A 17,294-nucleotide genomic window follows, 5' to 3' on the forward strand; every position below is an offset into this window, starting at 1 on the left:
GTTTGGTTGCGGGAGCCGGATTTGAACCGACGACCTTCGGGTTATGAGCCCGACGAGCTACCAGACTGCTCCATCCCGCGTCTGTGTGGCGGCATTCTATAGAGAATCGTCAGGGTGTCAACCGTTAATCCCGAACCAGGTCAAATAAACGTTAAAGCGCGGCAAACGGTCGCAGTCTTCGCCTAAGTTTCGGAATCAGAACGATTTCTGCTGACTGCTCGGGCCAGCAGGGATGGCGAGTTTCGCTGCCGGCGTTACAAAACAGGCACGCACAAAAAAGGCCACTCTTTCGAGTAGCCTTTTTTGATGTTTGGTTGCGGGAGCCGGATTTGAACCGACGACCTTCGGGTTATGAGCCCGACGAGCTACCAGACTGCTCCATCCCGCGTCTGTGTGTCGGCATTCTATAGAGATACGCTGGGGTGTCAACCTGCAATTCATATAAAACCTGTTCATCTTCAATCGGTTAGCTTGCCGATGAGTGGGTTGGTCAGCCTGTGAGGCAGGCGGGGCAAGGCCTGCGGCTCTATCGGGAATGTTTTTCTGATTGAAAAAATAAATTTACCAACGACATTTCCCACGCCTCGAAAAGAACATTCAGACTACTGGTGCTATATACAGGTGTCGGTGAGATACTGGATGTCCGTCACACCAATACGCCTTTTCCTTGCCATGAACTCTGCTTTGCCATGACTCAGCGAAAGATCATCCACGTCGACTGTGACTGTTTCTACGCCGCCATTGAGATGCGTGACGACCCGCGTCTGGCCGGCAAGCCACTGGCGGTGGGCGGGTCGGCGGACCGGCGCGGGGTGATCGCCACCTGTAATTATGAGGCGCGGGCGTATGGGGTGCGTTCGGCGATGTCTTCAGGGCATGCCTTGAAGCTGTGCCCGGACCTGACCATCGTCAAGCCACGCATGGATGCCTATCGAGAAGCGTCCAGGGAAATCCACACGATCTTTCGCGATTACACCGAGATCATCGAACCGCTCTCGCTCGATGAGGCCTACCTCGATGTGTCGGACAGCGCGCATTTCGCTGGCAGTGCAACGCGAATTGCCCAGGACATCCGGCGCCGGGTCTCCAATCAGTTGCACATCACCGTGTCGGCGGGCGTGGCGCCGAACAAGTTTCTGGCCAAGATCGCCAGTGACTGGAAAAAGCCCAACGGACTGTTCGTCATCACTCCGGATCAGGTCGAGGACTTTGTCAGTGGCTTGCCGGTGAGCAAGCTGCACGGAGTCGGTAAAGTCACCGCCGACAAGCTTGGCAAGCTGGGAATCACGGATTGCCTGCAATTGCGCGAATGGGACAAGTTGGCGCTGGTGCGTGAGTTCGGCAGCTTTGGCGAGCGACTCTGGAGCCTGGCCCGTGGGATTGATGAGCGTGTGGTGCACAATGACAGTCGTCGTCAGTCAATCAGTGTCGAAAATACCTACGACGTTGACCTGCCGGACCTGAAGAGTTGTCTGGATAAGTTGCCCGAGCTGCTGGAGACCCTGGCCGGTCGCATGGCGCGAATCGACAGCAGTTATCGTCCGGGCAAGCCATTCGTCAAAGTGAAATTTCACGACTTCACGCAGACGACATTGGAGCAGGCCGGGGCAGGGCGGGATCTGGGAAGTTATCAGTTGATGCTGACCCAGGCCTTCAATCGTGGCGGTAAACCGGTGCGGTTGTTGGGCGTGGGCGTGCGGCTGGAGGACTTGCGGGGCGGGTTCGAGCAGATGGAGTTGTTTGAGCGGTAGGCCTGTAACATAAAAGATCGCAGCCTGCGGCAGCTCCTACAGAAGAATGCGATCTGTTGTAGGAGCTGCCGCAGGCTGCGATCTTTTGGTTAGTTCAGCCCCGGATTCGCCACCAGTCGCTCGCCGTTGCGGGCCAGCGACTTCAGGAACTCGGTCTGCAATTCGGGATCGTTGCGCGTCAGCTCGATCAGGCTCTGTTCCAGCTCACTGGCTTCTTCTTCAAGACCCAGCTCCGACAGGCGTTTGACCCGGTGGACCCACTGGCTGACTTCGTCGCCTTCGAGATCGTCATAAATCAGCCCGTGGGCCTCATAGAGCTTGCTGCGCAAGGTGCTGCTGACGGCCAGGGTGGCATCGGTGTGCACGTTGTCCTGAGCAGCCTCAACACGAATCAGCAAGCGGCTCAGATGATTGATGTCATGTTCAGCGAACGGGTTATCCAACAGATTCAAGCGCAACACGCCGTTTTTGTCGGTGGTCAGCTCGAAGGTTTCCTTGCCGGCCTTGACCTCGACCGGGCGCTCGCTCCAGGGCAGGCTTGAGTACTCCGTGCGTTTGTCGCGCTGGACTTCATCAATACCGGCGAGGTTCTGCTGCGCTCGGCCATGGGACTGCACGTTCATGAACGGGTTGAGCCCGGCGAAACCGTAGCTCAGCCAGTCTTTGGTCACGCTGTCCGGCAGATTGCCGAGGGCGAACACATTGACCACGTTGGCACCGACACCCGCCACCACGGCCACCGCGCCCAGCGGGATTTCATAGATCTCCCGCCAGGGTTGGTACGGCGTATAGCGGTCATAGTGACGCGTGACTTCGTACTCGGTGACTTCGAAAGTCTTCTGCTCGTGGATTTTCACCCGCCGTTGCGGCAGCTCAAGCACCTTGGGCTCACCGACATCGATCTGCAGGCTGTGATCGAGCAATTTGCGCTCGACCCGTTCCTCGTGCTCGCTACGTTGTGACATGTGGTTGGCACAGCCGCTGACCAGCAGGGCGCCGCACAAGGCGGCGCCACCGAGGCCTAAGGTGTTTCGCTTGAACATGACGTCTCTATATCTGCTATCAGCGGCGGATGCGGGCCTGAAGGAAGGACAGTACCTCGGCGACCGGAAGCGCTTGTGCGTCGGCCTCGGTACGGCTCTTGTATTCCAGGTTGCCTTCGGCCAGGCCGCGGTCGCTGACCACGATCCGGTGTGGAATGCCGATCAGTTCCATGTCCGCGAACTTGATGCCCGGGCTGGTTTTCTTGTCACGGTCGTCCAGCAGCACTTCGAAGCCGGCAGCGGTCAGTTCCGCGTACAGTTTGTCGGTGGCTTCGCGAACCTGCTCGGTTTCGTAGCGCAGCGGCACCAGGGCAATCTGGAACGGCGCGAGTGTGTCGCTCCAGATGATCCCGTTTTCGTCGTTGTTCTGCTCGATGGCAGCCGCCACCACGCGAGACACGCCAATGCCGTAGCAGCCCATTTCCAGGGTAACCGGCTTGCCGTTCTCGCCCAGTACTTCGCACTTCATCGCTTTGCTGTACTTGTTGCCCAGCTGGAAGATATGCCCGACTTCGATGCCGCGCTTGATTTCCAGGGTGCCTTTGCCGTCCGGGCTCGGGTCACCGGCCACGACGTTGCGCAGGTCGGCAACGGTCGGAACAGGCAGGTCGCGCTCCCAGTTCACGCCGAAGTAGTGTTTGTCGTCGATGTTGGCACCAATGCCGAAGTCGCTCATCAGTTCGACCGAGCGGTCGATGATGATTGGCAGTGGCAGGTTCAGCGGGCCAAGGGAGCCGGCGCCGGCGCCAATGGCTTCGCGAAGTTCGCTTTCCGAGGCCATGACCAGAGGGCTGGCCACGCCTGGCTGGTTGGCGGCCTTGATTTCGTTCAGCTCATGGTCGCCACGGATGATCAGGGCGATCAGCTTGCCTTTCTCTTCGGCGTGCACCACGAGGGTCTTGATGGTTTTCTCGATCGGCAGGTCGAAGCCTTCGACCAGTTGCGCAATGGTCTTGGCGTTCGGCGTGTCGACCAGACGCAGTTGTTCGGTCGCAGCGGCGCGCGAGGTTTCCCGTGGCACGGCTTCGGCTTTCTCGATGTTCGCGGCGTAGTCGGAGCCGTTGCTGAAGACGATGTCGTCTTCACCGGACTCGGCCAGCACGTGGAACTCGTGGGAGCCGGCGCCGCCGATGGAGCCGTTGTCGGCTTCAACAGGGCGGAACTTCAGGCCCAGACGGGTGAACACGTTGCAGTAGGCCTGGTGCATGCGGTCGTAGGTGACCTGCAGCGAAGGCTGGTCAGCGTGGAACGAGTAGGCGTCCTTCATGATGAATTCGCGGCCGCGCATCAAGCCGAAGCGTGGGCGGATTTCGTCACGGAATTTGGTCTGGATCTGGTACAGGTTGATCGGCAGCTGCTTGTAGCTGCTCAACTCGTTGCGCATCAGATCGGTGATGACTTCTTCGTGGGTCGGGCCGGCGCAGAAGTCGCGGCCGTGGCGATCCTTGAAGCGCAGCAATTCAGGGCCGTACTCTTCCCAGCGCCCGGATTCCTGCCACAGCTCGGCCGGTTGCGTGCTCGGCATCAACACTTCGAGAGAGCCGGCGGCGTTCATTTCTTCACGAACGACGGCTTCGACCTTGCGCATGACCCGCAAGCCCATCGGCAGCCAGGTGTACAGGCCCGAGGCAAGCTTGCGGATCATGCCGGCGCGCAGCATCAGCTGATGGCTGATCACGACCGCGTCGGAAGGCGTTTCTTTTTGTGTGGCGAGCAAAAATTGACTGGTGCGCATGGTTGGCCGTTATCGATTGCTGATGACGAGAAATGACGGAGCATTGTACGGGCGAGATCCGCTGGCGTACAGGCGTGCGGTCGGTGGTGTGGCAGGAGGGCGCGATTCACTCGGCCCTCCGCGATTATTCCTGCGTAAAAAACCTACGATTCTTCGGCAACCGGCGTCCGCAGCGGCTCCGGAGTGGGTGTCGGACCTGCGCGGCGGTTCTCCTGGAACCAGTGCAGGGCGATCAGCAGCAAGGTCGGGACGCCCAGCAGGGCGGTAATCAGGAAGAAATCGTGATAACCGAACTTCTCCACCATGACCCCTGAGTAGCCGCCGATCAGGCGTGGCAGCAACAGCATGATCGAGCTGAGCAGGGCGTACTGGGTGGCGGAGAACTTGAGGTTGGTCAGGCTCGACAGGTAGGCCACGAAGGCCGAGGTGGCCAGGCCTGAACTGAAGTTGTCCAGGGAGATGGTCAGTACCAGCATGTTCAGGTTGGGACCCATGTCGGCGAGCATCAGGAACAGGATGTTGGTCGCCGCGGATGCGATGCCGCCGATGAACAGGATTGGCAGGATGCCGAAACGCACGATCAGCAAGCCGCCCATGCCGGCGCCGACCAGGGTCATGATCAGGCCGAAGATCTTGCTCACGCTGGCGATCTGGTCCTTGGTGAAGCCCTGGTCGATGTAGAAAACGTTGGCCATCACCCCCATGACCGTATCGGACATGCGATAGGTGGCGATCAGGCCGAGCAACAGCAGCGCTTGCCAGCGGTATCGCAGGATGAAGTCGTTGACCGGCGTCAGCACCGGCGCCAGGCCGCGACGACCCATGGCCGAGAGGCACAGGGCGGTCAGCGTGATGTAGAGGATGGCCCGCAGGAATGCGCGGTCTTCGAGCAGCAGGTCGAGCAGGCTCACGCCTTCGAACAGTACGCTGGCGAAGTCGGTGTTGTAGAGCTGGGTGAACATGGCGGGCACGGACACCAGCAAAATGATCAGCACGAACACCGAGGCCAGCTGATGCATGAAGCTGTAGCGCCCGGCCTGCAGTTGCGTGCGCAACGGCACGGGTGGTTCGCGCATGAACAGGGATGTCAGCAGTGCCGGGACCATCAGCGCGCCGAACAGGATGTAAGTGCCGGCCCAGGCCGAATGCTTGTAGTTGAAGCCGGTGGAGCCAAAGCCTTCGGCGAAGTACAGCGCGCCTGCGGTCGCCAGCAGCGCAGCGACCCGGTAACCGGACATGTAGCTGGCGGCCAGGGCGGCCTGGCGATTGTCTTCGGCGATTTCCAGGCGATAGGCGTCTACTGCAATGTCTTGCGTCGCTGATGCGAAAGCGACGACCACGGCAATGGCGATCAGCCAGGACAGATGCTTTTGCGGGTCACAGAAACCCATCCCGATCAGGCCCAGGATGACCAGTGCCTGGGACAATACGAGCCAGGATCGTCGTCGGCCGAGTTTGCCGAGCAATGGCAGTCGCCATTGGTCGAGCAAGGGCGACCAGACCCATTTGAAGGCATAGGCCAGGCCGATCAGGCTTGCATAACCAATGGTTTCACGCGCCACGCCGGCTTCACGGAGCCAGACCGAAAGTGTCGAAAACACCAGCATGTAGGGCAGGCCGGCGGCGAAGCCAAGCAGCAACAGCACGAGTGTCGAGGGGCTGGCATAAGCGGCGAGCGCGGCGCGCCAGGTTTTACGGGGCATGGGCTGGAGTCTGCCTCAAGAAATACGGAAACAAAGCGCGCACTCTAACCGCTGTGCTCTACCGGACGCCAGCCATGGCGCTGAATATCAACACGATTATTCAGGACACTGATGCCCTCCATGCGTAATCGTGCACGCTGCTCATCGCCCGAAGGGCTGCCGACCGGCAGGCTGATACGCCCGTTTGCGCCCAGAACGCGGTGCCAGGGCAGTTTGCTGTCGCTCGGCAATTGGCTGAGCGTGCGGCCTACCCAGCGAGCGGCGCGACCCAACCCTGCAAGCTCGGCCAACTGGCCGTAGCTGACGACTTTGCCCTCGGGAACTTGCGCCAGAGTCAGGTACAGCGCCGTGCGTCGGATTTGCGCTGCGCTCTCGGGTTCATCGGTTGGATCGGTCACGTCCGTCAGTCCTGAAGAAGTCTGCTTTACCGTCTGTAGAGTAATTCCTGCACGGGGGCTTGAGAAATGAACTCAATAGAAATAGTCGGGTCAGTCCTTGTCAGGGCCTTATTCCTACGGATAATGCCGATTTTTTCGCAATCCCGAGCGCCTGTATTTTGCTTATGTTGTCCAGATCCCTGCTATGTCTCGCTGTCCTTGGCGCCTCCACTCCCTTGCTAGCCGATACCGTGTGGTTGAAGAACGGTGACAAGCTCAGTGGCAAGATCACGCTGTTCGATGGCGGCAAGCTGCTGATCCAGACCGAGTATGCCGGTGCGGTGACGATCGACTGGAAGCAGGTCAAGACCCTGGACAGTGATCAGGAGTTGCTGGTCAAGCAGGATGCCTACACGGGCGAGAAAGCCAAGTCGCTGAAAGCGGCGGACGCCGGCAAGGTCACGCTGGCCAATGGCGAGGCGCCGAAGACGGTCGAACTGGCAAGCATTCAGCAGATTCTCAAGCCAAAACCGGTGGTCGAGGATCTGGTGTGGAAAGGCAATGTCGATGTCGCGCTGGATTATCAGCGGGCGGAAAACGACACCGATGACTACGACATCGATTTCAAGACCACTGCGCGCCACGGTCGCTGGCGGCATACCGCTGAAGGCGAATACAACCGCGAGTTCCAGGACGGCGTGGTGACCACGGACAACTGGCGGGCCGAGTATTCCATCGACCGGTTCCTGACCGAGCAATGGTTCTGGCAGGGGCGCCTGGTGTACAAACGCGACAAGGTCGAAGACCTTTCCCGTCAACGCACCGTTGGTACGGGCCCTGGCTATCAGTTCTGGGATAACGAACTCGGGGCGTTCTCCCTGGGCTCGCTGGTCAACCGCACGGACTATGAGTTCGCCGATGGCAGCAAGGAAAATTTCTACGCCCTGGCCATGACGTGGGACTACAACCGCTACCTGATCGGCAAGCGTGTGGAGTTCTTCACCAATGGTGAGGTCGGCAAGCCGTTGTCGGGTGTGGCTGACTACGCACTCGATGCCGAGATGGGGTTGCGCTACAAGGTGACTGACTGGGCTTCGCTGAACCTGAAGGCGGAGCGGGACATCATCAGCGGCACCGACGATGCGGATCTGGACAAGACACGCTACACCGCAGGGTTTGGCGTGACCTGGTAAGACGCTAAAAAGATCGCAGCCTGCGGCAGCTCCTACAGGGGTGTTATGCATACCCTGTAGGAGCTGCCGCAGGCTGCGATCTTTTTTACCTGTGAAAAACACACAGGCACAAAAAAGCCCCGCTGTTGAGGGCGGGGCTTTTTACTAAAGCAAGTACAAGTTAGATAACTTGAACTTCTTCAGCTTGCATGCCTTTCTGACCGCGGGTAGCGATGAAAGAAACCTGTTGGCCTTCTTTCAGGCTTTTGAAGCCGTCGGACTGGATAGCTTTGAAGTGAACGAACAGGTCGTCACCGGATTGTGGGGTGATGAAGCCGAAGCCTTTTTCATCGTTGAACCACTTAACGGTACCGGTTTGGCGATTAGACATGGTGTAACTCCTTGAACAAAGATAACTGCGACTCAGGAAGAACCCTGGCCGAGACTGAGTGCAAAGAGCAGGAAAAATTCTTGTAGATGGTTGGATCGAAATTCAACATATCGTGTAGAGATTCTCAGTGACACAAGCAGCACAGTGGCGCCACCTTAACCCTTTTTCCGAGACGTGCCAATGCTTCTTGCGAAGGTTTCTCTGTTTTAAGGATCGGCGGTGTGACGGTTCGTCGCCAACGCGCGTAATTCCTGCCTGTTCAGCGAGAATTGCACCCCGGACTTTGAACCCGGCGGCGCGCCCGGTAAGATGCCGGACAGAATTTTTCGACCTCGCAATTCAGGACACCCGCCATGAGCATCAAATCGGACAAGTGGATTCGCCGCATGGCGCAGGAACACGGCATGATCGAGCCTTTCGTCGAGCGCCAGATGCGCGGCAGCGACGATAGCCGTGTGATCTCCTACGGCGTGTCGAGTTACGGCTACGACGTGCGTTGCACTAATCATTTCAAGGTGTTCACCAACATCAATTCGGCCATCGTCGACCCGAAAAACTTCGATGCCGGCAGCTTCGTCGACATCCACAGCGACGTGTGCATCATTCCGCCGAATTCCTTCGCCCTGGCCAGCACCGTCGAATATTTCCGCATTCCGCGCAATGTATTGACCATTTGCCTGGGTAAAAGCACCTACGCGCGCTGCGGCATCATCGTCAACGTCACGCCGCTCGAGCCTGAGTGGGAAGGTCACGTGACCCTGGAGTTCTCCAACACCACCAATCTGCCGGCGAAAATCTACGCCAACGAAGGCGTGGCACAGATGCTGTTCCTCGAGTCGGACGAAGAGTGTGAAGTGTCCTACAAGGACCGTGGCGGCAAGTATCAGGGCCAGCGTGGCGTGACCCTGCCGCGCACCTGAGTCAACCGTCCGACAAATGTCGGGAATTCCTGGGCGGGCGTACACTCTATGGAGTGTACTGTTCCGATCCGCGCAAGGCGGGTCGGGCCATCGCCCAGGAGCGCCGAATGAAGATCGATCCGCGAATCAGTGCCGAGCTGGCAAGGCTTGAACCCAATCAGGTTGGCGTTCTGGCCTGGTCGTTATTGGCACATCCGCCCGTCAGCATGGCAGGGGGCATCCCCGGCCAGCCTGATCCTGATACTCCGAACGAGCAGCCCAACGAGCCGGGAGAGCCAACCCTGCCGGATGAGCCGCCGCCTGCGCCTGTTGCCTGATTTTCGAAGTCCGCCATTCATGTTCGGTGAACGGTTGTGGGTGTCTTCATCAAGCGGATCCGCACCTGTTTTTTTTTGCAATTCACGAACGTAGCGTCTGAATCGGCCTGCACAAATTCGGAAGTAACTGTGTCTGTCGTGGAAACCAATCGACGGGCACGGTCGTGGTTATATCTGCGAGCTACGTGCCTGGTGTCTTTAACAGGGCATCGGGCAGTTAACTACGAATATGAAAAGGAACATTCAGATGAGTACAAATCGATCGGGGCATATGAGTGCCGAGGTCATCACGACAGACGGCTCCACGCAGTTTCGCGTAATGGATGGACTCAATTTTTATCCGACGTTGAATGCGCATTGCATTGAGGCGGATAACGGTCAGGGGACAGCGTTTTTAGTGTACTTGCCGATAGGCATCCAGAGTGGCAGCTTCAGCTTGGAGCTCAGCGGGACAACTCCCAAGGTCATCCATGTGACCGGTAACTCGGAGGCTGAGCTTTATCCAGGAACGCTCGAGTTGACGGTGGGCGGTGACGCGGAGTTTGCCGGACGCTTCAGCGGGACGGACGCTAATGGTCTGCAAGTGAGTAATGGCAGTTTCAGGTTGGAAAACCAAGCGGGGGCATAACGGCTGATGGATGGTGGAAGCCGGGCAAGCCGGCTTCCACTCTTGCTGCCGGTGGTTATTTCAGGTTGCCACTGAGGAACTGCTTCAACCGCTCGCTTTTCGGGTTACCCAGCACGTCTTCCGGCGCGCCTTCTTCCTCCACCAGGCCCTGGTGCAGAAACAGCACCTGGCTCGACACTTTGCGGGCAAAGCTCATTTCGTGGGTCACCATGATCATGGTCCGGCCCTCTTCGGCAAGGCCCTGGATCACCTTGAGCACTTCGCCCACCAGTTCCGGGTCCAGCGCCGAGGTCGGTTCGTCGAACAGCATGACTTCCGGTTCCATGGCCAGTGCGCGTGCAATCGCCACCCGTTGTTGCTGGCCGCCGGACAGGAACGCCGGGTATTGGTCCGCCACACGGGAGGCCAGCCCTACCTTGTCGAGATAGCGCCGGGCGCGGTCCTCGGCTTCTTTCCTGTCGCAGCCCAGCACCCGGCGCGGCGCCATGGTGATGTTTTCCAGCACCGTCATGTGGCTCCACAGGTTGAAGTGCTGGAACACCATGGCCAGGCGTGTGCGAATCCGCTGCAGTTCCTCGGCATCGGCCACGTGCATGCCGTGGCGATCCTTGATCATGCGGATGTTCTGCCCGTCGAGGCTCATGGCGCCGTCGTTGGGTTGTTCCAGGAAGTTGATGCAACGCAGAAAGGTACTTTTACCCGAGCCGCTGGCGCCGATCAGGCTGATGACGTCGCCGGTCTTGGCCTTGAGCGAAACGCCTTTGAGGACTTCATGGTCGCCATAGCTTTTATGCAGGCCTTCGATGGTCAATTTGTACATGGGGCGTGCATCCTCAAGGCGAAAGTAGATAGCCGCTGCGATAGGCTTCGGTGCCCGCGACGTGGGCGATCACCATGCCGGCAGTGGCCATGCGGCGCAGCGAGCGGGCGTACATCAGCCCGGCGGCGGAGCAGTGGACGGGAGTGACGCGATCGTTGATCGGATCAATGACCTCGGCGATCAGTTGCCCGGCTTCCAGGTATTGCCCCGGCAGTGCGGTGAACACCAGCAGCCCGCCGGCAGGCGTGGCTACCGGTTCCACACCGGCCAGCGGGGTCGCCGGATAGGGCAAGTCGGGCAGGGGCGCAGGTTCACCGGCGATCGCGCCGAAATGGATCAGGTAGTCGATCAGCGCTTGGCAGTCGAGGCTGGCCAGCGGGTGGTTGACATCGCCCTGACCGCGCAATTCGACGGTCACCGAAAAACTGCCCGGTGGAATGTCGAAGTGTTCGCCGAAGCGCTCTTTCAACTGCCACCACAGCAGGGTGAAGCATTCATCGAACGACTGACCGCCAGAGTCCGTCGCCAGCAGGCTGGCTTCGGCGCCGATGTAACGGGCCAGCGGCTCGACCTGCGGCCAGGCATCCGGGGTGGTGTACAGATGCGCGACCGCTTCGAAGTCGCAATGCAGGTCGAGCACCATGTCGGCGTCACAGGCCAGTCGTTGCAGGGTCAGGCGCTGGGATTGCAGTTGGGTGTCGGCAGACTGCCGGGCCAGCGCTTCGCGCAGGCTGCTGCGGATCAGTTGCTGGTTGTGCTGCGGATCGTCATCGAGCTTGCCCTCGATCGCATTGCCGACTTCTTCACTGAGGTCGACGAACCAGCGGTTGAAGTTCTGGCCGCTTTCCAGCTCGTAGCGGCCCAGCGGCACATCCATCAGCACCTGTTCCAGGCCCACCGGGTTGGCGATGGGCACGAGCACGATTTCGCTACGCAGGCGACCGGCGGCTTCCAGCTCCGCCAGGCGTTGCTTGAGGTGCCAGGCCACCAGCATGCCGGGCATTTCGTCCGCGTGCAGGGAGGCCTGGATGTAGATCTTGCCGTTGGCCGGTTGTGGGCCGAAATGAAAACTGTGGATCTGTCGTGCGGTCCCCGGCAGCGGGGCCAGCAGGTCATGTTTCTGGTGGCGCATCTGTTGTTCCTGAAGCAGGTTGAGACCTAGTGGGTCGGCCCGAGGAAGGCCAGCCATCGGCGTTCGGCAAGGCGGAACAGGCCGACCAGCGCAAAAGTGACGGTCAGGTAGATCAGCGCGGCGATGCCGAACGACTGGAAGGTCAGGAAGGTTGCCGAGTTGGCGTCCCGTGCGACTTTCAGGATGTCCGGGATGGTCGCGGTGAAGGCCACGGTGGTCGAGTGCAGCATCAGAATCACTTCGTTGCTGTAGTACGGCAACGAGCGACGCAGGGCCGACGGCATGATCACGTAGGCATACAGCTTCCAGCCTGTCAGGCCGTAAGCCTTGGCCGCTTCCACTTCACCATGGGCCATGCTGCGGATTGCCCCGGCGAAAATCTCCGTGGTGTAGGCGCAGGTGTTCAGGGCGAAGGCCAGGATCGTGCAGTTCATCGCATCGCGAAAGAATGCGTCCAGTACTGGCTGGGCCCGAATGGCGGCCAGGCTGTAGATCCCGGTGTAACAGATCAGCAACTGGATATAGAGCGGCGTGCCACGGAACAGGTAGGTATAGAACTGCACCGGCCAACGGATGTAGAAGTGCGGCGATACACGGGCGATGGACAGCGGGATCGACACGAGAAAACCGAAGAAGATCGACGCGCTGAGCAGCCACATGGTCATGGCCAGGCCGGTAATGTTGTTGCCGTCGCTATAGAGGAAGGGTTTCCAGTATTCCTGCAGAAGTTCGATCATCGTACGGCCTCCCGGGTACCGGCGGAGTAACGACGCTCAAGCCAGCGCAGAATGAAGTTGGACGCGCTGGTGATCACCAGGTAGATCAATGCGGCAAGCACCAGGAAGTAAAACAGCTGATAGGTACTTTTACCGGCGTCCTGGGCTGCCTTGACCAGGTCGGCGAGGCCGATGATCGACACCAGGGCGGTGGCCTTGAGCATCACCATCCAGTTGTTGCCGATCCCCGGCAGGGCATAACGCATCATCTGCGGGAACACCACGATCCAGAAACGCTGGCCGCGCTTGAGGCCATAAGCGGTGGCCGCTTCGACCTGACCCCGTGGGACGGCGAGGATCGCGCCACGGAAGGTTTCGGTGAAATACGCACCGTAGATGAAGCCCAGGGTGATGACCCCGGCACTGAACGGGTTGATCTCGATGTATTCCCATTCCATGTAATCGGTAAAGGAGGTCAGCCAGGTTTGCAGGCTGTAGAAGATCAACAGCATCAGGACCAGGTCCGGAACGCCGCGAATGAGGGTGGTGTAGAGCTGGGCAGGCACGCGCATCAGTTTGACTTTTGACAGCTTGGCACTGGCACCGAGCAGCCCGAGCAACACGGCCACCAACAGCGACAACGCCGACAACTTGATCGTCATCCAGGTGCCTTGCATCAGCAGCGGACCGAAGCCCTTGAGGCTGAAGGCAGAGAGCCCCAGATTTTCTAATAGGTTTTCGAACATAAATCAGCAACCTGATCGGATGAAAAAAGCGCCCATCGCGAGATGGGCGCCGGGCATTATTTGCCGCTGTACAGATTCAGATCGCCAAAGTGTTTCTTCTGAATGGTGGCGTAGGTGCCATCATCGTGTAACGCTTTGATACCTTTATCCAAAAGTGCTTTCAGCTCGGTGTTACCTTTCTTAATGCCGATGGCTGTCTTGGCTGGCAGCAAAGCGTTGTCGACCGGCTTGCTGACATCGTAGTCGGCGCCCTGTGGCGACTTCAGGAAGCCCAGTTCGGCTTGCAGCATGTCCTGAATCCCTGCATCGAGACGACCGGAAGTCAAGTCGGCGTAGACCTGGTCCTGGTTGGCGTAGGCCTGGGTTTTCACGCCGGCCTTGTCCAGAACGGCTTTGGCGTAGGCTTCCTGAATGGTGCCTTGTTCGTAACCGACGGTCTTGCCCTTGAGCGAAGCGACGTCTTCAGTCACACCCGAACCTTTCTTGGACACGTAGGCGGTTGGGCCGGAGAACAGTTCGCTGGAGAAGTCGATGACTTTTTCACGGGCTTCGGTAACGGTCATCGACGAGATCACGCCGTCGAATTTGTTGGCTTTGAGGCCAGGGATCATGCCATCGAAGTCACTTTCGACCCACTTGCACTTGACCTTCAGTTCAGCACAGATCGCGTTCCCCAGATCGATGTCGAAGCCTACCAGGCTGCCATCGGCCGCTTTCGACTCGAACGGTGCGTAGGAAGGGTCAACGCCGAAACGCAGTTCCTTGTATTCTTTCGCCATGGCGGAGCCAGCAGCCATGCACAATGCCAGTGCAGAAAGGGTCAGCAATGCTTTTTTCATTATTCAATCCCTAAAACCAATATGAGCGCTCGTGGCGCAGAATTATTGTTACTGGAAAGCGTAAGACCTGTTGAAAGTAGCAATTTCCGAACCAGAGTGCCGAACAAGCGTTTTAAAAGGTGTCTGGAAATAGCCGGAGACAGATTTATGCACGAAAACGGGCGCAGGGAAATGGCCGCACCAGTTCGACTCAAAAAGAAAAATATTTGAGGACGGATAGAAGGGTTAGCTGAGCAGATTTTGCAGGGTCGTCAAACTGTCGGCTTCGTCGACCGACTTATCCTTGCGCCAGCGCAACATACGTGGAAAGCGCACGGCAATGCCACTCTTGTGACGACGGGAGAGGGCGATTCCCTCAAAGCCCAATTCAAACACCAGGCTTGGCTGGACGCTGCTCACGGGGCCGAACTTTTCCACGGTGGTCTTGCGCACGATGCTGTCGACCTGGCGGATTTCGTCATCGCTGAGCCCTGAGTAAGCTTTGGCAAACGGCACCAGGGTGCGTTCACTGGCCTCTGGCGGGCCGTCCCAGACGGCGAACGTATAATCGCTGTAGAGGCTGGCCCGGCGCCCTTGCCCCCGTTGCGCATAGATCAACACGGCGTCAACGCTGAACGGGTCGACTTTCCATTTCCACCACACGCCCATGTCCCTGGTCCGGCCGACGCCGTACAGGGCATCGCGCGCCTTGAGCATCAGGCCTTCGACACCGAGGGCGCGGGATGCCTCGCGCTGGCGGGCGAGGTCGAGCCAGGTGTCGCCGGTCAACAATGGCGAGAGACGCAAACGAGGGTTGGCGCAGTCAGCGGCCACCCGTTCCAGTTGTGCACGACGCTCGGCCTGACTCCGGTTGCGCCAGTCTTCTCCCTGCCATTCGAGCAAATCGAAGGCAAACAGCACCACCGGGACTTCATCGAGGATTTTCCGGTCCAGGGTCTTGCGACCGATTCGTTGTTGCAGGAGGGCGAAAGGTTGCACTGCGGGCTCAAAAGCCTTTTCGGTGCCGGTTGGCGCAGATCTCAAGGCGACGATCTCGCCGTCGATCACTGTCCCGTCGGGAAGGCCCAGAATCAAACTGTCCAGTTCAGGGAAGCGTTCGGTGACCAACTCTTCACCCCGCGACCAGATCCACAGTCGCCCGCCGCGCTTGATCACCTGGGCGCGAATGCCATCCCATTTCCATTCCGCCTGCCAGTGCCGTGCAGGACCGAGCAGCGCTTCGAATTGTTCCACGGGCGACGACAAGGCATGGGCGAGAAAAAACGGGTAGGGCTGGCCGCCACGCTGGGCATGCTCATCCGGGGATTCGGCGGCGATCAGTTTCAGGTAGCTGGCGGCGTTGGGGCGGTGGGCCTGATCGGTGTAACCCACCAGCCGCTGCGCCACGCGTTTGCTGTCGAGACGGGCCATGGCTGCCAGGGCGCGGGTGACCAGTAATTTGGACACCCCCACGCGAAAGCTGCCGGTGATCAGTTTGATGCAGACCATCAGGCTTTCCCGATCCAGTTGCGCCCACAGCTGCGGTAACTTTTGCGCGAGGGATTGCGGTGTTTCGCCGCGCAGTGGCAACAGCTTGTCCTCCACCCACGTGGCCAGCCCATCGGTTGATCGGTGCGGCGCTTGCGGCAAGATCAGCGAAATGGTTTCCGCGAGGTCACCGACGGCCTGGTAACTCTCTTCGAACAGCCATTGTGGCAAACCGGAAAGCGCCACCGCGAGTTCGCGCAGTACCCGCACAGGTACCAATTGCCGGGGACGTCCTCCCGACAGAAAGTACACCGCCCATGCGGCATCTTCCGGTGCAGCCTCGGCGAAGTAGTTTTGCATCGCCGCCAGTTTCGCATTGTTCGATGTCGAGGCGTCGAGCCTGGCATACAGCTCAGCGAATGCCTTCATGGCAGTACCTCGGCGAGTTCGGCCTCGGCGAGGGCGGGGTCTTCTTCGTCTTCACCATATCGGGTATCGAACGTCATGGCATCAAGCCCCTGCTCGCGCAGATAGCGTACCAGTGCGCCGCTCGATCCATGGGTCACCATGACCCGTTCGGCACCGGTCTGTTCGATGGCCCACAGCAAACCTGGCCAGTCGGCGTGGTCGGACAGGACGAAACCTCGGTCTACACCGAGCCGCCGACGTGTTCCGCGCAAGCGCATCCAGCCACTGACGAAACCATCGCTGTAATCGACAAAGCGACGCATCCAGCTGCTGTTCGCCGCCGAAAGCGGCACGAGTACCAGCGCCTTGCGCATCATCGGGTCGCTCTTTTTGATGTCGGCGGCATCCATCGTGGGCGGTAAATGAACCCCCGCTTGGCGGTAGATCCGGTTGATGGGTTCCACGGCGCCATGCACGAGAATGGGGCCCAGTCGTGCGTCGATGCCATGGAGAATGCGCTGGGCCTTGCCGAGCGAATGACAGAACAGCACGCTGGTTTTTTCGACAGCCGCGTTGGCTTGCCACCATTGATTGATCTCGGCAAACACTTGTAGCTGGGGTTGCCAGCGGTAAATCGGCAGGCCAAAGGTCGACTCGGTGATGAAGGTGTCGCAGCGTACGGGTTCAAACGCGGCACAAGTGCCGTCGGGCTCGGTCTTGTAGTCCCCGGAAGCCACCCAGACTTCTCCACCGTATTCCAGTCGTACCTGCGCCGAACCGAGTACGTGGCCGGCGGGATGAAAACTGAGGAACACGCCGTGATGCAGCAGGCGTTCGCCGTAGCGCAGGGTTTGCAGGTTGATGTGCTGGCCCAGTCGCACACGCAAAATGGCGTCGCCCGGCGCTGCCGCCAGGTAGTGCTGATTGCCGGCGTGGGCGTGGTCACCGTGGGCGTGGGTGATCACGGCGCGTTCGACCGGTCGCCACGGATCGACATAGAAGTCGCCGGCAGGGCAGTACAAACCTTCGGGACGCGAGATAACAAGGTCCATGGCGTTGCCAGAGTGGAGAGACTTGTTAGGTATGAGGTCGGCGCGGGGCGAGAAGTTCTATCGGGCTTATGGGCGGA

Annotated in this window: 17 protein-coding genes and 2 tRNA genes; 5 read left to right on the forward strand and 14 right to left on the reverse strand. The window is 59.3% G+C overall.

From position 1 onward, the window contains the following. Positions 1-3: 3 nt before the first annotated feature. Both ACEN83_RS05655 and ACEN83_RS05660 read right to left on the reverse strand, forming a co-directional pair. Positions 4-80, reverse strand: a tRNA-Met gene (locus ACEN83_RS05655). Between the two features lie 231 nt (positions 81-311). Next, positions 312-388: transfer RNA gene (locus ACEN83_RS05660), tRNA-Met, on the reverse strand. Between the two features lie 301 nt (positions 389-689). On the opposite strand from ACEN83_RS05660, the gene dinB reads away from it, so the two are divergent. Further along, positions 690-1,751 carry a DNA polymerase IV gene (dinB, locus tag ACEN83_RS05665; RefSeq protein WP_007977673.1) on the forward strand — a complete coding sequence of 354 codons (1,062 nt, stop codon included), beginning with the start codon at positions 690-692 and terminating at the stop codon, positions 1,749-1,751. A gap of 89 nt (positions 1,752-1,840) precedes the next feature. On the opposite strand, the gene ACEN83_RS05670 is transcribed toward dinB, so the two are convergent. From ACEN83_RS05670 to ACEN83_RS05685, 4 genes are all read right to left on the reverse strand, one after another. Further along, positions 1,841-2,794, reverse strand: coding sequence for a hypothetical protein (locus tag ACEN83_RS05670; protein WP_218486245.1), 954 nt, complete (start codon positions 2,792-2,794; stop codon positions 1,841-1,843). A gap of 19 nt (positions 2,795-2,813) precedes the next feature. Beyond that, entirely contained in the window at positions 2,814-4,529 is a 1,716-nt protein-coding gene (locus tag ACEN83_RS05675) for a proline--tRNA ligase (protein ID WP_495579728.1), read from the reverse strand. 143 nt (positions 4,530-4,672) lie between these two features. Then, entirely contained in the window at positions 4,673-6,232 is a 1,560-nt protein-coding gene (locus tag ACEN83_RS05680) for an AmpG family muropeptide MFS transporter (protein ID WP_495579729.1), read from the reverse strand. 44 nt (positions 6,233-6,276) lie between these two features. Beyond that, positions 6,277-6,630: an MGMT family protein gene (locus tag ACEN83_RS05685; protein WP_007971652.1), complete on the reverse strand. Its 354-nt coding sequence runs from the start codon at positions 6,628-6,630 to the stop codon at positions 6,277-6,279. A gap of 164 nt (positions 6,631-6,794) precedes the next feature. On the opposite strand from ACEN83_RS05685, the gene ACEN83_RS05690 reads away from it, so the two are divergent. Continuing rightward, positions 6,795-7,802, forward strand: coding sequence for a DUF481 domain-containing protein (locus ACEN83_RS05690; protein WP_495579730.1), 1,008 nt, complete (start codon positions 6,795-6,797; stop codon positions 7,800-7,802). Positions 7,803-7,962: 160 nt separating this feature from the next. On the opposite strand, the gene ACEN83_RS05695 is transcribed toward ACEN83_RS05690, so the two are convergent. After that, entirely contained in the window at positions 7,963-8,172 is a 210-nt protein-coding gene (locus ACEN83_RS05695; protein WP_002554837.1) for a cold-shock protein, read from the reverse strand. Positions 8,173-8,525: 353 nt separating this feature from the next. Between ACEN83_RS05695 and dcd the strand changes: the two genes are divergently transcribed. The 3 genes from dcd to ACEN83_RS05710 all read left to right on the forward strand — a co-directional run bounded on the left by dcd (position 8,526) and on the right by ACEN83_RS05710 (position 10,037). Then, entirely contained in the window at positions 8,526-9,092 is a 567-nt protein-coding gene (dcd, locus tag ACEN83_RS05700; RefSeq protein WP_007940589.1) for a dCTP deaminase, read from the forward strand. A gap of 107 nt (positions 9,093-9,199) precedes the next feature. Continuing rightward, entirely contained in the window at positions 9,200-9,409 is a 210-nt protein-coding gene (locus tag ACEN83_RS05705; RefSeq protein WP_033047523.1) for a hypothetical protein, read from the forward strand. Between the two features lie 247 nt (positions 9,410-9,656). Beyond that, positions 9,657-10,037: a hypothetical protein gene (locus tag ACEN83_RS05710; protein WP_495579731.1), complete on the forward strand. Its 381-nt coding sequence runs from the start codon at positions 9,657-9,659 to the stop codon at positions 10,035-10,037. Positions 10,038-10,092: 55 nt separating this feature from the next. Here ACEN83_RS05710 and ACEN83_RS05715 read toward each other — a convergent pair whose 3' ends face one another. The 7 genes from ACEN83_RS05715 to ACEN83_RS05745 all read right to left on the reverse strand — a co-directional run bounded on the left by ACEN83_RS05715 (position 10,093) and on the right by ACEN83_RS05745 (position 17,217). Beyond that, positions 10,093-10,857 (reverse strand): ABC transporter ATP-binding protein, encoded by a 765-nt coding sequence (locus ACEN83_RS05715; RefSeq protein ID WP_007971649.1) that lies wholly within the window; start codon positions 10,855-10,857, stop codon positions 10,093-10,095. Between the two features lie 13 nt (positions 10,858-10,870). After that, positions 10,871-11,989, reverse strand: coding sequence for a succinylglutamate desuccinylase/aspartoacylase family protein (locus tag ACEN83_RS05720; RefSeq protein WP_495579732.1), 1,119 nt, complete (start codon positions 11,987-11,989; stop codon positions 10,871-10,873). Between the two features lie 26 nt (positions 11,990-12,015). Then, positions 12,016-12,726, reverse strand: coding sequence for an ABC transporter permease (locus ACEN83_RS05725; protein ID WP_007971647.1), 711 nt, complete (start codon positions 12,724-12,726; stop codon positions 12,016-12,018). After that, a complete protein-coding gene (locus ACEN83_RS05730; protein ID WP_007971646.1) occupies positions 12,723-13,451 on the reverse strand; it encodes an ABC transporter permease in 729 nt (242 codons plus the stop codon). The genes ACEN83_RS05725 and ACEN83_RS05730 overlap by 4 nt, the downstream gene beginning before the upstream one ends. Before the next feature lie 56 nt (positions 13,452-13,507). Continuing rightward, positions 13,508-14,290, reverse strand: coding sequence for a transporter substrate-binding domain-containing protein (locus tag ACEN83_RS05735; RefSeq protein WP_056720873.1), 783 nt, complete (start codon positions 14,288-14,290; stop codon positions 13,508-13,510). Between the two features lie 225 nt (positions 14,291-14,515). Further along, positions 14,516-16,186, reverse strand: a complete 1,671-nt coding sequence (locus ACEN83_RS05740; protein ID WP_495579733.1) for an ATP-dependent DNA ligase — start codon at positions 16,184-16,186, stop codon at positions 14,516-14,518. Next, positions 16,183-17,217: a ligase-associated DNA damage response exonuclease gene (locus ACEN83_RS05745; protein WP_495579734.1), complete on the reverse strand. Its 1,035-nt coding sequence runs from the start codon at positions 17,215-17,217 to the stop codon at positions 16,183-16,185. The genes ACEN83_RS05740 and ACEN83_RS05745 overlap by 4 nt, the downstream gene beginning before the upstream one ends. Between the last annotated feature and the right edge of the window lie 77 nt (positions 17,218-17,294).

Source organism: Pseudomonas sp. Pseusp49, assembly GCF_059491875.1.

What these genes read in the sequence shown, in the direction of transcription:
- ACEN83_RS05740 (WP_495579733.1), bottom strand. Translation starts at nt 16,186, where the DNA reads ATGAAGGCATTCGCTGAGCTGTATGCCAGGCTCGACGCCTCGACATCG.
- ACEN83_RS05705 (WP_033047523.1), top strand. Translation starts at nt 9,200, where the DNA reads ATGAAGATCGATCCGCGAATCAGTGCCGAGCTGGCAAGGCTTGAACCC.
- ACEN83_RS05690 (WP_495579730.1), top strand. Translation starts at nt 6,795, where the DNA reads ATGTTGTCCAGATCCCTGCTATGTCTCGCTGTCCTTGGCGCCTCCACT.
- ACEN83_RS05695 (WP_002554837.1), bottom strand. Translation starts at nt 8,172, where the DNA reads ATGTCTAATCGCCAAACCGGTACCGTTAAGTGGTTCAACGATGAAAAA.
- ACEN83_RS05735 (WP_056720873.1), bottom strand. Translation starts at nt 14,290, where the DNA reads ATGAAAAAAGCATTGCTGACCCTTTCTGCACTGGCATTGTGCATGGCT.
- dcd (WP_007940589.1), top strand. Translation starts at nt 8,526, where the DNA reads ATGAGCATCAAATCGGACAAGTGGATTCGCCGCATGGCGCAGGAACAC.
- ACEN83_RS05680 (WP_495579729.1), bottom strand. Translation starts at nt 6,232, where the DNA reads ATGCCCCGTAAAACCTGGCGCGCCGCGCTCGCCGCTTATGCCAGCCCC.
- ACEN83_RS05730 (WP_007971646.1), bottom strand. Translation starts at nt 13,451, where the DNA reads ATGTTCGAAAACCTATTAGAAAATCTGGGGCTCTCTGCCTTCAGCCTC.
- ACEN83_RS05720 (WP_495579732.1), bottom strand. Translation starts at nt 11,989, where the DNA reads ATGCGCCACCAGAAACATGACCTGCTGGCCCCGCTGCCGGGGACCGCA.
- dinB (WP_007977673.1), top strand. Translation starts at nt 690, where the DNA reads ATGACTCAGCGAAAGATCATCCACGTCGACTGTGACTGTTTCTACGCC.
- ACEN83_RS05675 (WP_495579728.1), bottom strand. Translation starts at nt 4,529, where the DNA reads ATGCGCACCAGTCAATTTTTGCTCGCCACACAAAAAGAAACGCCTTCC.
- ACEN83_RS05670 (WP_218486245.1), bottom strand. Translation starts at nt 2,794, where the DNA reads ATGTTCAAGCGAAACACCTTAGGCCTCGGTGGCGCCGCCTTGTGCGGC.
- ACEN83_RS05745 (WP_495579734.1), bottom strand. Translation starts at nt 17,217, where the DNA reads ATGGACCTTGTTATCTCGCGTCCCGAAGGTTTGTACTGCCCTGCCGGC.
- ACEN83_RS05715 (WP_007971649.1), bottom strand. Translation starts at nt 10,857, where the DNA reads ATGTACAAATTGACCATCGAAGGCCTGCATAAAAGCTATGGCGACCAT.
- ACEN83_RS05725 (WP_007971647.1), bottom strand. Translation starts at nt 12,726, where the DNA reads ATGATCGAACTTCTGCAGGAATACTGGAAACCCTTCCTCTATAGCGAC.
- ACEN83_RS05710 (WP_495579731.1), top strand. Translation starts at nt 9,657, where the DNA reads ATGAGTACAAATCGATCGGGGCATATGAGTGCCGAGGTCATCACGACA.